Raw genomic sequence first — 14482 nt, 5'->3', positions numbered from 1 at the left:
GAACGATCAGGCATCAAACCCGTCAGTTCCTTACAGACCCCTCTGCAGGAGCTCGGTGTTTTGCTGAATCTAAAGACTGCATTACTGCTCGGTGCGTTGCTGTTTTGCGGCAGTGGCGCACTGCAAGCGGCGGCGACCGCGCCAGAACCGGATGCGCCGGCCAAACCGGAATTGCTGGTGGAAGGCGGATTGCTGGGGGCCATCAGTTCCAGCATTGACGACGTGCAGCAAAAGCTCGACCTCAATCAGGGCTTTATCGATCAATGGCGCCTGCGCGCGGATCGGGCCGCAGATGAAGTGGGGCGCCTGGTCGACCAGACCGCTGCGCGTTCGCCCTGGAGCGTGGCGGGCGACTTTCTGTTGCTGACGAGCGTGTGGGTTGGTGCCTTTGTGGGGTTGACCTTGCTTGGGCGATTTGTCGTGCAGCGCCTGGGGCGTCGAACCTTCTTTGAAAAACGCGAACGCTTGCTGGCGGTGCTGGGGTATGTGATTCCATACACGATCCCCGCGCTGGTGTGCCTGCCGCTGACGCTTTACGTCAGCCACTTTTTACCGACCTCCGTGGGCCGCGCGCTGGCGCTGTGTTTTGCCTACGCCACCAGCAGCGGCATCTTTTCCACCTCGATGCTGCTCTGTGTGATTGTCATGTTCAATGTCGGCCACAAGCGCCCCGCGGTGCAGATTATTCGCAGCTACTGCCCCAAACCGCTGTTCCTGATCGGCTTTCTCGCCGCCCTCAGCGATGCCCTTACCAGTCCGCAGATCGCCCGCCAGCTGGGCGGCAATATCACCAGCAGCATCGCCGTGTTTACCGGGCTGTTCGCTGCGGTGATCTTCGGCGTGCTGGTGGTGCGCCTGCGCCGCCCGGTGGCCCATCTGATCCGTAACCGGCCATTGGCCCAGCGCCTCAAACACCCGGCGTTGCAGCAATCGCTGCGGGTGTTTTCCGGGTTGTGGTACTGGCCAATCCTGTTGATGGTGCTGGTCTCGGCGATCAACCTGATCGGCGCCGGTGACGATAACCAGAAGGCGCTGCGCTGCGCGTTGTTCACCACGATCCTGCTGATCGGCACCGTGTTCCTGAGCACCGTGTTGCAGCACCTGTTCAAGTCGCGCAGCCAAGTGGCGATCCAGCGCAGCAGTGCCTACAAGGAGCGCTTCCTCAGCCTGTTGCATGCGATCCTGCGCATTGTCATGGCCGTTGCGTTCATTGAAGTGCTCGGGCGGATCTGGGGCGTGTCGCTGTTCGAGTTCGCCGAGCGCAACTCCATTGGCCGGGCGATCAGCGACTCTCTCAGCAGCATCGGCCTGATCCTGCTGATGACATGGCTATTCTGGGTGGTGCTCGACACGGCGATCCAGGAAGCGCTGAAGCCGCCGGTGAACAAACGCTCCAGCCGCCAGCCCAGCACGCGAATCAAGACCATTCTGCCGCTGCTGCGCAATGCGGTGAAGATTATCCTGGTGGTGATCTGCGCGATCACCACCATGGCCAACCTCGGCATCAACGTCGCACCGCTGCTGGCCGGCGCCGGGGTGGTGGGCCTGGCGATCGGTTTCGGTTCCCAGCAGTTGGTGCAGGACGTGATCACCGGCCTGTTCATCATCATCGAAGACACGCTGTCGATCGGCGACTGGGTGGTGCTCGACTCCGGCCACGCCGGCACCGTCGAAGGCCTGACCATCCGCACCCTGCGGCTGCGCGACGGCAAGGGCTTTGTGCACTCGGTGCCGTTCGGGCAGATCAAGGCGGTCACCAATCAGTCGCGGCAGTTTGCCTATGCGTTTTTCTCGGTGCAGTTCACCTATGACACCGATGTGGACAAGGCGGTGGAGCTGATCCAGGAGGCCGGGCAGTCGATCCGTGATGACGTGTTCCTCAAGTACAACCTGCAAGGCCCGCTGGAGGTGTTTGGTGTCGACAAGATGGACCTTAACGGCGTGGTGCTGACCGCGCAGTTCCGTACGGTGTCGGGTGGTCAATATGCGGTGAGTCGCGCGTTTAACCAGCGGTTGAAGAAGCTTGTGGATAACTGTGACGAGGTGCACTTTGCGCAGACGTATCCACAGCAGGTGGTGTTGCCCAAGCGCATGGCGCAGGATGAGGCCTTGGTGCTGACTGAACAGCCGCGCACCCAATGATCAGCGGTGCCTGGGCTGACGCCTTCGCGAGCAAGCCCGCTCCCACAGTTGGACCGTATTCCAAGGATGTACCCGGTCCAACTGTGGGAGCGGGCTTGCTCGCGAAGAGGCCCTCAATGTCAACCCATTTCAGTGCCTGATCAACTTCTCCTGCACCGCCAACTGATCCACCTCCAACAACACCTGCTGCTTGCCCGCCACCCTCACCGCCGCTGGCAACCCATCCCGGTACACAATCCGATTACCGCTCACCGCGGGCACCTTGTCCCCCGGTAACAGCGTGCCCACCAGATTCAACGGATCAGCCCCGCACACCGCAATCAAACTGCCGTCATGGGGCCGACGCCGCACTTCACGCAGCAATGCAATCGCCTCCGGCAACGCAAACTGTTCCCCCGCCAAGCCGCTGACAAAGCGCCCGCCGCGAATCTCCCCGCGCGCTTCCAGGCGATGGAAGGTGCGCAATAACTCGCGCCAGCTCGGCAACCAATCCGCCTCGCGCTCCAGCAAGCGCCAGAATACCACGCCATAGCGGCGCAGCAGGGTCATCGCCACATGCTCCAGCGTCTCGGCCGAATGCGGGCCCGCGGCGGTTGATGAACGCCGCACCAGAGCCCAGCGCCCGGCGTCGTCCATGCCGCCGATAAACGCTCCGCGCCCACGCCGACTGCTGCGCGCCTGGCGTTTGCTCGCTGGGGTGGTCAGCGCGCGCAGCCCGGCGAAGCTGTCGGCGTTTACCAGCCCGGCGCCCACCAATTCCTGCAGGGCGGTTTCCAGTTCGCTGCGCAGCAAGTGGGCTTCGTGCACCAGCTCATCGAAAAACAGCGCGCCGTGATCGCGCAGGGCTTGATGCACCTTTTGCGCCTTGGGTGACAGCGTTGCGGCGTCGGTGAGCTCGGTCAATCCGCTCCACAATGCCGCTTGGCTACGTGGCAGCAACACCACCGGCGTGCTGCGCAAGGCCATGGCGCCGGCCTTGTTGCTCAAGCGCGTCCACACCAGCTTGCCGCTGCGGCACAAGTCATCCAGCCACGTGGATGAGTAGTCCTTGAGCCGCGCACTAAGCAGGTCGCTGTCCCAGGCGGACGTGGCGGCGGCGTAACCTTCGAACTGGCCGACGATCTGCGCCAACATCGCGCTGCCCTGGCCGCGAGTGCCGTCGGACAGGTGCTGCCAATCGAACAGAAAACGCATGAAGTCCTGCAACGCCACCGGCTCGATTTCGCGGCGCAGGCGTTTGATCGTGTAGCGGTGAATGCGCGCCAGCAGGTGACGTTCGCACCATTGCTCTTCGGTGGCGTCGGGGCTGAAATGACCGCGCAGCACGTAGCCTTCCTGTTCCAGGCGCGCGAGTGCCTGAGTGACATCCGTCACAGGCAACGCGAGCGGTGCGGCGATTTGGTTCAGCGTCAGCGGGCCGAACCCGCCCAGACGTGCGCGCAGCACTTCGACCACGGCCTCATCGAAGGTCCAGGGCTCATCGAAACCCGGCAGCAGCGGCAGGTTGCTGGGGTAGATCGCCTGCAAACAGCTCAGGCGCTCCACCGCGACCCACAAGCCGTTGTGCAACTGATACGCACGGCCACCCTTGGCCAGGGCGTCGAGCCATTCTCGCCACTGCGCGGGGACTTCGGCGTCGGCGATGCACGCCAGGCTCATCAGCGCCTCATGCATTTCATCCACGCCGTTGGGCGCCGGCCACGCTTCTTCGCGCACCCCGGCGATGGCGTCGGCGTCCAGGGCGCCAAGATCATCGGTGCTCTGCGGGTCGCTCCAGCGTCGGTTGAACACCGCCTGGGTGCGGCGCTCTTCCAGTGGCGCGTCGTCGAGAAAGGTGTAGGGCCGCGCGCTGAGAATTTCCGCAGCCATGGGCGAGGGCGCCGGCAGGTCGCGACTGATCAGGCGCACTTCGCCGCGCTCCATGCGTTGCAGCAGGGCCAGCCAGGCGTCGCTGTCCATGGCCTCGTGCAGGCAATCGTCGAGGGTCTGCTCGATCAACGGATGGTCCGGGACTTCGCGTTCGCCGGCGAGGTTTTCCAGGCAGGCGATCTGGTCGGGAAACACACTGGCAATCAGGTCTTCGCTTTTCATGCGCTGGATCTGCGGCGCTACCTTGCGCCCGCCGGTATAACGCGGCAATGCCAGGGCCACACCGGCATTCCAGCGCCAGCGCACGCCGAACAGCGGCGCATCCAGCACCGCCTGGATCAGGATGTGTTCGGCGCTGTTGCTGTTGAGGTAACGCCACACCTCGTCCAGCTCGAAACTGTGGCTGGTGGACAGCGACAGCACGATGGCATTTTCGCTGGCCGCCGCCTGCAATTCGAAATTGAAGGTGCGGCAAAACCGCTTGCGCAACGCCAGGCCCCAGGCACGGTTGACGCGGCTGCCGAACGGCGTGTGGATGATCAGTTGGGTGCCGCCGGACGCGTCGAAGAAGCGCTCCATGATCAAGGTGTCCTGGGACGGCAACGCGCTCAGGGCCAGGCGTGTGCGCGCCAGGTAATCGAGGATTTGTTCGGCGCTGGCATGGTTCAGGCGCAGGGTGTCGGTGAGCCAGTCCAATGCCGGTTGCAAGTCGCCGGGTGTGGCGCTGAGCAGCGCGTCCAGCAGGCCCTGCAGACGCGCCACCGCGGCCGACAATTCGTTGCTGCGCCCCGGCGCTTCACCGAGCCAGAACGGGATGGTCGGTGGCTGGCCATGGGCGTCTTCGACCCGCACTTTGCCGGCTTCGACCCGCAGGATCCGGTACGACGTGTTGCCCAGCTGGAAGATATCCCCTGCGATGCTTTCCACCGCAAAGTCTTCGTTGACGCTGCCGATGTTCAGGCTCTGGGGTTCGAGCAACACGCTGTAGTCGGCGTTGTCGGGAATGGTGCCGCCGCTGGTCACGGCGGTGAGTTTGGCGCCCCGCCGACCGCGCAGCGTGCGGGTGAGGGCGTCGCGGTGCAGGTAGGCGCTGCGGATACCCTGGCGCCCGTTGTAGCCGTCGGCGAGCATCTGCAACAACGCCTGGTAGTGATGCTCATCCAACTCGGCATAGGGCGCGGCGCGGCGGATCAGCGCCAGCAACGTCTGTTCCGACCATTCCTGGGCGCTGACCTCGGCGATGATCTGCTGGGCCAGCACATCCAGCGGCGCGACCGGTATGTGCAAGGTGTCCAATTCGCCCCGGCGCACGCAGTCGAGCAGCGCGGCGCATTCGATCAGGTCGTCGCGGGTGGTTGCGAACAGGCGCCCCTTGGGCGTGCCGCCGACCTGGTGCCCGGAACGTCCGACTCTTTGCAGAAAGCCATTGATCGAGCCGGGCGAGCCGATCTGGCAGACCAGATCGACATCGCCGATATCAATCCCCAGTTCCAGGGAGGCGGTGGCGATCAGCACTTGCAACTCGCCGGCCTTGAGGCGCTGTTCGGCATCCAGGCGCATCTCCTTGGCCAGGCTGCCATGGTGGGCGGCCACTGCAGTTTTGCCCAGGCGCTCGCTCAAATGCCGGGCCAGGCGTTCGGCCAGGCGGCGGGTGTTGACGAAGACCAATGTAGTGCGGTGTTCGCGGGCCAGGTCGGCGAGGCGGTCATAGACCAGCGCCCACACATCGTTGGCCATGACTGCCGAAAGCGGCACCGGCGGCACCTCGATATCCAGGTCACGGGGGCGGGCGTGGCCGATGTCGACGATCGCGCAATCGCGGCCGCTGCCCACCAGGAACCGCGACACCGCCTCGATGGGCTTTTGCGTGGCCGACAGGCCGATGCGCGTCAGCGGTTCCCTGCACAGCCCTTGCAGACGCTCCAGGCTCAACGCCAGGTGGCTGCCGCGTTTGCCGGCGGCGATAGCGTGGATTTCATCGACAATCACCGTTCGCGTGCTGGCGAGCATTTGTCGACCGGAGTCCGAGCCCAGCAGCACGTAGAGCGATTCCGGGGTGGTCACCAGGATGTGAGGCGCTCGCTTGCGCATCTGCGCGCGGTCTTTTTGCGGCGTGTCGCCGGTGCGCACGGCGGTGCGGATCACCAGCGGCGGCAGGCCCAGGCGCTGCAGGTGCTCGGTGATACCGGCCAGCGGGTTTTGCAGGTTGATCTGGATGTCGTTGGACAGCGCCTTGAGCGGCGACACATAGACCACCAGGGTTTCATCCGGCAGTTGCCCGCCGTTGGCCAGGCCCTGATGGACCAAGTCATCCAGCACCGCCAGGAAAGCCGTCAGTGTCTTGCCGGAGCCGGTGGGCGCGGCGATGAGTGTCGATTGGCGTTGGCGGATCAGTGGCCATGCCTGGGCCTGGGCGCCTGTCACCGAAGGGAAGGTGCTGGCAAACCAGGCGCTGACGGCGGGGTGGAAGCCGTTCAAGGCTGTGTCGGTGGATTCGGGTCGGTTCATGTAGTGATTGATACTGCCCGATCCAACAAGTTGCAATGGCGCAGTTTATCCGTGACGGTTGCGCTACAAACCCGCAAAATGCAACGATTCTGACGAATACCTGAAAAACCTTCGTTCCACACTGACCGGGCCTGCTCAATCTATGCGAATGCGCCTTATGTTACTGGGCGGCGGGAATGCCCTCGGGCAGGCGCTGATTCGCCTTGGTGCAGAGGAAGACATCGGTTTCCTCGCACCCAAACCGCCCCAAGACGGCTGGGATGCCGCGAGCCTCACCCAACTGCTCGACGACACCCGTCCCGATGCCTTGATCAACCTCGCCTACTATTTCGACTGGTTCCAGGCCGAAGCGGTCAGCGAAACGCGCCTGGCCTCCCAGGAGTTCGCCATCGAGCGCCTGGCCGAGCTGTGCCAACACCACAACATCACCTTGCTGCAACCGTCCAGCTATCGCGTGTTTGATGGCTCCCGCGCCACCGCCTACAGCGAAAAGGACGAGCCAGTGCCCCTGGGCCTGCGCGGCCAGGCGTTGTGGCGGATCGAGCAAAGCGTGCGCGCCACATGCCCGCAACATGTGCTGCTACGGTTTGGCTGGTTGCTCGATGACAGCGTTGACGGAACGCTCGGGCGCTTCCTGGCGCGGGCCGAGAAGCCGGATGAATTGCTCATGGCGGACGACCGTCGTGGCAACCCGACGCCGGTGGACGACGCGGCGCGGGTGATCATCTCGGTGCTCAAGCAACTCGATTGCGCGGCGCCGTTGTGGGGCACCTATCACTATGCCGGCCAGGAAGCGACCACACCGTTGGCGCTGGGCCAGGCGATCCTCACCGAAGCGCGCACCTTTCACCCGCTGGCGATCGAATCCCCCACCGCCCAGGCCCACGCAGCCCGGCCGGATGCCGGTGAAGAACCGCAGCACGCGGTGCTTGCCTGCAAGAAAATCCTTCATACCTTCGGCATCAAGCCACGGGCTTGGCGGGCAGGGTTGCCGGCATTATTGGACAGGTTCTATCGCCGTAGCTGATACACCTGAAACCAAATGTGGGAGCGGGCTTGCTCGCGAAGGCGGCGTGTCAGTCAACAGATTCATCGACTGATCCACCGCATTCGCGAGCAAGCCCGCTCCCACATTTGTTATGCAGTGTTGCTTAGAACTTGTAGCCAATCCCCACCATGTAAACCATCGGGTCCACGTCCACATTGACCTTGGCGCGAGTGCCCGGCGCCACGCCGTTGTTTTCCACGGTGGCCTTGGTGCTGATGTCGATGTAGCGCGCCTGGGCGTTGATCATCCACTTGTCGTTGATCATGTAGTCCGCACCGATCTGCGCGGCCCAGCCCCAGGAGTTTTCAGCCTTGAAGTTGCTGAAGCCGGCGCCTTGGGCACGGCTGCCGACGTGTTCGTCATAAATCCAGGTGTAGTTGATACCGGCGCCCACGTACGGCTGGAAGGCCGACTTGTTGTCCAGTGGGTAGTAGACGACGCTCAGGGTCGGCGGCAGGTGTTTGAGGGTGCCGAGCTTGCCGTTGGCCGGGCTCAGTGCGGTGCCTTTGATCTTCACATCGTGCTCGAACGGCGTGGCGGCCAGCAATTCGATACCAACGTGGTTGGTCAGCATGTAGGCGAAGTTCAGGCCCAGTTGAGTGTCGCTGCTCATGGTCGCCTTGCCGCCCAGGTTGGTGCCCGCCAAGGGGCCCTGGTCGACTTTGACGTGGCCGCTGTCCGCCTTCGGGTTCACCGTAATTGCACCGGCGCGAACCAGAATGTCGCCCGCTTCGTGAGCGTGTGCGACAGGGGCGACGAGGGCAAGCGCGAAGAGGGACGCGCCGAGCAGAGACTTGTTCATGGGAGCTCCAAAGGACGTTTAAAAGTTGTACGTCCAATGGTAAAGATCGTTCCGCCCGGTCTTTTGACTCAGCTCAATGAAAGCTTCATCAGCTCTATTCCGGCAGCTCATACATGTAAATCTTCTCGGCTTCCATCTGGTAACCGGCGTCGGCCAGTTCGCTGCTGGACGGCTTGACCTGCATCGCGCCTTCGATCCAGTACGGCTGATACAGCTCATCGAGCTTCACGCCGACTTCGCTTTTGACATGCACGATCTGGTTCGACGGTGGCGGTGGCACATGGATGCAAGCGCCGAAATACGGCACCAGCAAAAACTCGGTGGTGCGGCCGTTCTCGCCGACTTCCAACGGCACGATATAACCCGGCAGGCGGATGTGCTTGCCGTCAAGGGCCGGCACCACGGGCGCGTGGGGCATTTCCTGCTTGGCCGCCGGTGCCGATTCCAGCGCATCGGCCATGCCGGACAAATTGTGCAGCGGCTGCATGTTCGGCACTTCCGGCTCGGCGTCCGGCGGGATCAGCTCCGACCAGGTCAGCTCTTTGGGCTCGGCGGCCCAGGCGGGCAGAGCGATCAGCAGCAACAAGGCAAACAGGCCACGGCGCATCGAAACCTTCCTCATAAACGAATGGACAGGCCATCGGCCAAAGACTGCCGGTAGGCGCGCCATGCGGGCACGCTGCCCATCAACAGCGCGGCGGCCAGGATACCGGCGAGCAGCGTCCATTCATATTCGCTGGGCCACGACATCGGCAGGTCCAGCCCGTAGTTGGCCTGTAAATACCCGCGCGACGCAGCGATACACACGTAGAGCAAAGCCACACCCGCAACCACGCCGGACAACGCCAGGGCAAACGCTTCGAAGATCAGCAACGTCGCGATATGCCACGGGCGGGCGCCCACCGAACGCAGGATCGCCATTTCGCGGCGGCGCTCGTTGAGGCTGGTGAGGATCGCCGTGAGCATGCCGATCAAGCCGGTGAGCACCACGAACAGCGAGATCACGAACAGCGCTTTTTCAGCGGTGCCCATCATGCTCCACAATTCTTGCAGCGCCACGCCGGGCAGAATCGCCAGCATCGGCTCGCCACGGAATTCGTTGATCTCCCGTTGCAGGGCGAAGGTGGAAATCTTGTTGTTCAGGCCGAGCATGAACGCCGTGATGGCCTGCGGCGTGAGGTCCATATTGCGCGCCTGGTCGGCACTGATCCGACCTTTGCCCTGGGCCGGCACGCCGTTGTGCCAGTCGATATGGATCGCTTCCATGCCGCCCAGGCTGATATGCAGCGTGCGGTCCACTGGTGTGCCGGTGCGCTTGAGAATGCCGACCACGGTGAAGGGTTTGTCATCGTGTTTGACCAGGCTGACCACCGCCACGCCATGGGCCAGCACCAGCTTGTCGCCGAGCTTGTAGTGCAGCGCGTCGGCCACTTCGGCACCGAGGACCACTTCGAACGGGTCGGTGGCAAAGGCGCGGCCGCTGGCCAGTTCGAGGTTTTGCTTGCGTCCGTACTGGTAGTGCTCGAAGTAGGACGCGTTGGTGCCCATGACGCGGTAGCCGCGATGGGAGTCGCCCAGGGAAATCGGGATGGCCCACTTCACTTGAGGGCTGGCGGCAAAATGCTCGTAGCTGTCCCAGCGGATGTTGTTGGTGGCGTTGCCGATGCGAAATACCGAGTACAGCAGCAAGTTCACCGAGCCCGAGCGGGCGCCGACGATCAGGTCGGTGCCACTGATGGTGCTGGCGAAACTGTTGCGCGCCTCAACGCGTACGCGCTCCACCGCCAGCAACAGGCACACCGACAGGGCGATGGCGAAGGCGGTGAGGATCGCGGTAAACCGGCGGTTAGCCAGGCTGGCCATGGCTAGACGGAACAGATACATCTCAAACCTCTGCGGGCGTGGCGGCGCGATTGAGTTCGGCCAACGACAGGTTACGGTCGAACAGGGCGGCCAGGCTTTGGTCATGGCTGACAAACAGCAGGCTGGCGCCCGCGTCGCGGCACTCGGCGAACAACAGCTGAAGGAAGGCTTCGCGGGCGTCGTAGTCCAGGGCCGAGGTGGGTTCGTCGGCGATCACCAGTTCCGGTTGGCCGATGAGCGCGCGGGCGGCAGCCACCCGTTGTTGCTGGCCGATGGACAGCGAGTCGGCACGACGTTCCAGCAGGTCTTTGTCGTTCAAGCCCAGATGCGCCAGCAAGGTCGCGGCGGCCCGGTCGACACTGCCGTGGCGCTGCTTGGCCCGTTGCGCACGCAGCTTGGAAAAATGGCACGGCAACTCGACGTTTTCCCGCACCGACAAGAACGGCAGCAGGTTGAACTGCTGGAAGATGTAGCCGGTGTGATCGACACGGAAACGGTCACGGGCCCCGGCGGAGAGTTCGGTCAGCTCCTGGCCCAGCAGGCGAATGCTGCCCCGGCTGGGTTTCTGCACGCCGCCGAGCAGGCCCAGCAGCGTGGTTTTGCCGCTGCCGCTGGGGCCCTTGAGGAACAGGGTTTGCCCCGCTTCCAGGCGGAACGCGGGGATGTCCAGCAGTTGCGGGTGACCGGGCCAGTTGAAGCCCAGGTCAGACAGTTCGATTAAGGCATGAGTCATGGGGAATCAATGTCACCGGGTTTTGGAACATGGCGCCGATCCACTGTGGGAGCTGGCTTGCCTGCGATAGCATCACCTCGGTATCACTGATACACCGAGGTGCCTGTATCGCAGGCAAGCCAGCTCCCACATTGACCGCATTTGCACTTCAGAATTTGAGGGTGGCTGCCTTGGCCGTCGCATCAACACCCTGCTGACCGCTCGGGCCGATCAGTTGTACCTGAATTTTCTGAGTGGCGGGGAAGGTCTTGAACACTTGGGTCAGGTCAAGATGGCTCAGGGCCGTCGGCGTGGCGCAAGTGAATTGGTAGTGAGCGTGGATTTCGCTGTGGTCGTGATGGTGTTCGTGGGCAGCGTCTTTGGCGTCATCATCATCGTCATGGTCGGCTTCGGGTTTGTCGCCGAACAACGGGCTGTTGAGTTCCTGGGAACTGACTACGCAACCGGCGGCTTTGGGCAGGTTGAACAGGGCCGCCGGGTTCTCCAGCTGCTTGCGCGCGGCGGCGACCTTGGCTTTGTCGGCGGCGCTGGTAGCCACGTGTTCAAAGCCCACCAGATTCATCGCCGGGCTGTCCAGCTCAAGCTCCAGCGCCTGGCCATCGAGTACGGCGTTGAGTCGCCCGACGCCGTGCTCGTGGGCGCCGAGGCTGCCGTGTTCATGGTCATGATCGTGGTCGTGTTCATCGGCCGCATGGGCAATGGCCAGTGGCAGCAGGGCAAACGGCAAAGCAAGCAGCAGACGGCGCATGGGAAAGCTCCAGGACATGAATATTTTGTTATGTGATCTTATAACAAATGGTGTCGAGAGTTTGACCGCCTGCTTGGCGTTGCGCAAGCCACATGGGAGCATGCCTGTCAGAAAAAGTGCAGGAGTAAGGATGATGTTGCGAATTCGTGGAACCGTCGGCGACCTGCCGGTGGACTTGACTCTGGAGCTGGACGACGGCGATTGGGCGCGATTGGGCGCGCACTTACAGGCAACGCCCGTGCCCAGCTCGGCCGCCGCGCCAGTGGCGCCGGTCAAACACAATGATGACCTGTGGCAGAACGCCCAGGACCTGCTACGCAAGGCCGGGCAGCTCAGTGGCCTTGAGCTGCTCGACCAACTGGAAGGCTTGACCGGTGACGCCTCGGCGGGTAAACGCCTGCTGGTGCGCCTGCGCCACAACGCCCAGGTGAAAGTGGCCAGCGGCGGGGACACGCCGATCTACACCTGGATCGAACCCCTGTAGGAGCGAGCTTGCTCGCGAAAAACGCTAGGACGCCGCCGTCATCCATGATGCTCGCGTTATCGTTAACGGTCTTCGCGAGCAAGGACTAGGCGTCCCCCTCGCTCCTACAGAGTGTGGTTAGTACAACGCGGCAAACATTTTGCGGCGGTATACGGTCACCAGTGGGTGGTCGTTGCCCAGCAGTTCGAATACCTGCAGCAAGGTTTTGTGCGGCAGGCCTTCGCTGTAGCCACGGTTGCGGATAAACAGCTTGAGCAAGCCTTCGAGCGCTGCATCGTACTGCTGGCGCGCCAGTTGCTGGATCGCCAATTGGTAGGCTGCTTCGTCGTCCTGCGGGTTTTGCGCCAGGCGGCTTTTCAAGTCAGCGGCGTCCGGCAGCTCGGCGGCCTGACGCAAAAAGGTGATTTGCGCCTTGGCCCCGGCGAGGGCAGCTTTGTGGTCGTCGCTTTTTACCGCGTCCAGCACGGTCTGGGCTTCACCCAATTCACCGCGCTCGGCCAGGCAGCGCGCATACAGGATCAACGCGCCAGCATTGGTATTGTCTTCGCCCAACAGCGCCACCAACAGAGCCTCGGCATCGCTGATGCGGCCTTCGGCAAACAACGCCTGGGCCTGCTCCAACGGATCTGCCGCGGCCGGTGGCGGCATCTGCACATGGGGTTCGAGCATCGCCCGCACCGCCGACTCCGGCTGCGCCCCGGCAAACCCATCCACCGGCTGGCCGTCCTTGAACAACACCACCGTCGGCAGGCTTTGAATGCCAAAGCGCGCGACGATATCCTGCTCGGCCTCGCAATCGACCTTAGCCAGCAGCAACTCGCCCTGATAACTCTCGGCGATCTGCGCCAGCATCGGCATCAACGCCTTGCACGGCGCGCACCACTCGGCCCAGAAATCCACCAGCACAGGTTTTTCGAAGGAATTCTGAATCACCGCCTGTTCGAAGTTGGCGGTGGTGACGTCGAAGATGTAGGGCGTGGGCTCACTCATGGGGAATCTCGAATAAAGCGGGAATGGGGCAACTATAAGGGCTGGCGCGGTTGGCTGAAAGCATGTCGGGCTTTAGATCGCTATCGCAGGCAAGCCCGCTCCCAAAGAGGAGTGCGGTCAAATGTGGGAGCGGGCTTGCCCGCGATGGCCTCAAGCGCGCCGCGAATGGTACAGGCTTACCTTGCGAAACTCCCAAGGCTCGGCCAGGTCCGGCAGGGTCAGCGCGTCGAGTATCTCCAGGCGCCGATAAGCCGGATGCTGGAAGTCGCGCACACGTGAATCCGCCACCAGTGCCTCTCGGCCACGGCTCAGGAACTGATCCAGCAGCGGCAGGTTGGCGCGATCGTAGAGCACGTCGGCGACAAGGATCAGGTCAAAGCGGTCGGCTTCGGCGAAAAAATCCGCCGAATAACCCAATTCCACCCCATTGAGTTCGGCATTGGCCCGGCAGGCTGCCAGCGCCAGCGGGTCCAGGTCGCAAGCGACCACTTCCGATGCGCCTGCTTTAAGCGCAGCAATCGCGGCGACACCGGAGCCCGCGCCAAAATCCAGTACGCGTTTGCCGGCCACCCATTCAGGATTCGCCGCCAGGTACCGCGCCAGTGCCAGGCCGCTGGCCCAGCAAAAACTCCAGTAGGGCGGTTCGTGCAGGATGCGTCGGGTTTCTTCGGGGCTGAAGGCGCGGTCCATGTTGTCCGCATCCAGCAGCCACAGCGACAGCGCGGTGCCCGGCAGCGGGCAGGGCACCAGGTGAGCATCGCCGATCAGCTCGCTCAGGGCGTGCTGCAAGTCCAACGGTGGCGTCATGGTGCCTTGACGAGTTCCAGGGGGCCGGTGGTCTGGGTGATCGCCTGGGTAATACGTACGGCCGGCAGGTGCAGGATCAACTGGCCGGACTGGCTGGCGCGGCCGCGCAGTTCAACCCGCGCACCGGCCGGGAACGCCTCGGGGTTGAAGCGCAGGCGGAAGGCCAGTGGCTTGCCGTTGCCGGTCAGTACGCTGCTGGCGAGCAGTTGTTGCGGACGTGAACGGTCGTCGATCACCAGCAAGGCCATCTCGACTTCGGCGCCGGCCGGCACGTTACTCAGGCTGCCGTTGATCTCGCGCTGGTAGGCCGGCAACGGGCCAAGGTCTTCAATGCCTGGGACTTTTTTCTCTTGCGCAGGCGTGGGTTGTGGCGCGGAAGGCTTGGGTGCTTCGCTGCTGCAGGCGACCAGAACACTGAACAAGGTGAGTAAAACAAGTGGTCGTAACTGCATATACGGCTCCAGAAAGGACAAAATCCGTGGCTTGAA

The 14482-nt window shown here is 63.2% G+C and carries 12 protein-coding genes; 3 read left to right on the top strand and 9 right to left on the bottom strand.

Features of this window, described 5'->3' with window-relative positions:
• Positions 1 to 60: 60 nt before the first annotated feature.
• Entirely contained in the window at positions 61 to 2142 is a 2082-nt protein-coding gene (locus tag KVG91_RS09900) for a mechanosensitive ion channel family protein (RefSeq protein WP_169378008.1), read from the top strand.
• Between the two features lie 129 nt (positions 2143 to 2271).
• On the opposite strand, the gene KVG91_RS09895 is transcribed toward KVG91_RS09900, so the two are convergent.
• The gene (locus KVG91_RS09895; protein WP_169378009.1) at positions 2272 to 6519 is read right to left on the bottom strand and encodes a DEAD/DEAH box helicase; all 4248 of its coding nucleotides are present in this window, start codon (positions 6517 to 6519) and stop codon (positions 2272 to 2274) included.
• Between the two features lie 142 nt (positions 6520 to 6661).
• Between KVG91_RS09895 and KVG91_RS09890 the strand changes: the two genes are divergently transcribed.
• On the top strand, positions 6662 to 7546 hold the full coding sequence (locus tag KVG91_RS09890; protein ID WP_169378010.1) for a sugar nucleotide-binding protein: 885 nt from the start codon (positions 6662 to 6664) through the stop codon (positions 7544 to 7546).
• Between the two features lie 124 nt (positions 7547 to 7670).
• Here KVG91_RS09890 and KVG91_RS09885 read toward each other — a convergent pair whose 3' ends face one another.
• The 5 genes from KVG91_RS09885 to KVG91_RS09865 all read right to left on the bottom strand — a co-directional run bounded on the left by KVG91_RS09885 (position 7671) and on the right by KVG91_RS09865 (position 11713).
• Positions 7671 to 8369, bottom strand: coding sequence for an OmpW/AlkL family protein (locus KVG91_RS09885; protein WP_016978527.1), 699 nt, complete (start codon positions 8367 to 8369; stop codon positions 7671 to 7673).
• A gap of 94 nt (positions 8370 to 8463) precedes the next feature.
• Entirely contained in the window at positions 8464 to 8976 is a 513-nt protein-coding gene (locus KVG91_RS09880; RefSeq protein WP_169378011.1) for a DUF3299 domain-containing protein, read from the bottom strand.
• An 11-nt stretch (positions 8977 to 8987) separates the two neighbouring features.
• Entirely contained in the window at positions 8988 to 10253 is a 1266-nt protein-coding gene (locus tag KVG91_RS09875; RefSeq protein ID WP_169378012.1) for an ABC transporter permease, read from the bottom strand.
• Position 10254: 1 nt separating this feature from the next.
• Positions 10255 to 10965, bottom strand: a complete 711-nt coding sequence (locus KVG91_RS09870) for an ABC transporter ATP-binding protein (RefSeq protein ID WP_169378013.1) — start codon at positions 10963 to 10965, stop codon at positions 10255 to 10257.
• A gap of 148 nt (positions 10966 to 11113) precedes the next feature.
• Positions 11114 to 11713 carry a DUF2796 domain-containing protein gene (locus tag KVG91_RS09865; RefSeq protein ID WP_169378014.1) on the bottom strand — a complete coding sequence of 200 codons (600 nt, stop codon included), beginning with the start codon at positions 11711 to 11713 and terminating at the stop codon, positions 11114 to 11116.
• A 133-nt stretch (positions 11714 to 11846) separates the two neighbouring features.
• Here KVG91_RS09865 and KVG91_RS09860 point away from each other — a divergent pair, with 133 nt between their 5' ends.
• Positions 11847 to 12197: a hypothetical protein gene (locus tag KVG91_RS09860; protein WP_169378015.1), complete on the top strand. Its 351-nt coding sequence runs from the start codon at positions 11847 to 11849 to the stop codon at positions 12195 to 12197.
• Positions 12198 to 12314: 117 nt separating this feature from the next.
• On the opposite strand, the gene trxA is transcribed toward KVG91_RS09860, so the two are convergent.
• The 3 genes from trxA to KVG91_RS09845 all read right to left on the bottom strand — a co-directional run bounded on the left by trxA (position 12315) and on the right by KVG91_RS09845 (position 14446).
• Positions 12315 to 13187 (bottom strand): thioredoxin, encoded by an 873-nt coding sequence (gene trxA / locus KVG91_RS09855; RefSeq protein ID WP_169378016.1) that lies wholly within the window; start codon positions 13185 to 13187, stop codon positions 12315 to 12317.
• Positions 13188 to 13337: 150 nt separating this feature from the next.
• Entirely contained in the window at positions 13338 to 13994 is a 657-nt protein-coding gene (locus KVG91_RS09850; protein WP_169378017.1) for a class I SAM-dependent methyltransferase, read from the bottom strand.
• Positions 13991 to 14446: a YbaY family lipoprotein gene (locus KVG91_RS09845; protein ID WP_169378018.1), complete on the bottom strand. Its 456-nt coding sequence runs from the start codon at positions 14444 to 14446 to the stop codon at positions 13991 to 13993. Before KVG91_RS09845 ends, KVG91_RS09850 begins: the two co-directional genes overlap by 4 nt.
• Positions 14447 to 14482: the final 36 nt, after the last annotated feature.

The sequence above is a fragment of the Pseudomonas azadiae genome, from assembly GCF_019145355.1.
GTDB classification, from domain to species: Bacteria; Pseudomonadota; Gammaproteobacteria; order Pseudomonadales; family Pseudomonadaceae; genus Aquipseudomonas; species Aquipseudomonas azadiae.
This window is presented reverse-complemented; position numbering and strand designations above follow the sequence as displayed.

Excerpts from the sequence above, each read along its gene's own strand:
- trxA (WP_169378016.1), bottom strand. The coding sequence starts at position 13,187 with ATGAGTGAGCCCACGCCCTACATCTTCGACGTCACCACCGCCAACTTC.
- KVG91_RS09875 (WP_169378012.1), bottom strand. The coding sequence starts at position 10,253 with ATGTATCTGTTCCGTCTAGCCATGGCCAGCCTGGCTAACCGCCGGTTT.
- KVG91_RS09880 (WP_169378011.1), bottom strand. The coding sequence starts at position 8,976 with ATGCGCCGTGGCCTGTTTGCCTTGTTGCTGCTGATCGCTCTGCCCGCC.
- KVG91_RS09895 (WP_169378009.1), bottom strand. The coding sequence starts at position 6,519 with ATGAACCGACCCGAATCCACCGACACAGCCTTGAACGGCTTCCACCCC.
- KVG91_RS09860 (WP_169378015.1), top strand. The coding sequence starts at position 11,847 with ATGTTGCGAATTCGTGGAACCGTCGGCGACCTGCCGGTGGACTTGACT.
- KVG91_RS09850 (WP_169378017.1), bottom strand. The coding sequence starts at position 13,994 with ATGACGCCACCGTTGGACTTGCAGCACGCCCTGAGCGAGCTGATCGGC.
- KVG91_RS09865 (WP_169378014.1), bottom strand. The coding sequence starts at position 11,713 with ATGCGCCGTCTGCTGCTTGCTTTGCCGTTTGCCCTGCTGCCACTGGCC.
- KVG91_RS09845 (WP_169378018.1), bottom strand. The coding sequence starts at position 14,446 with ATGCAGTTACGACCACTTGTTTTACTCACCTTGTTCAGTGTTCTGGTC.
- KVG91_RS09870 (WP_169378013.1), bottom strand. The coding sequence starts at position 10,965 with ATGACTCATGCCTTAATCGAACTGTCTGACCTGGGCTTCAACTGGCCC.
- KVG91_RS09890 (WP_169378010.1), top strand. The coding sequence starts at position 6,662 with ATGCGAATGCGCCTTATGTTACTGGGCGGCGGGAATGCCCTCGGGCAG.
- KVG91_RS09885 (WP_016978527.1), bottom strand. The coding sequence starts at position 8,369 with ATGAACAAGTCTCTGCTCGGCGCGTCCCTCTTCGCGCTTGCCCTCGTC.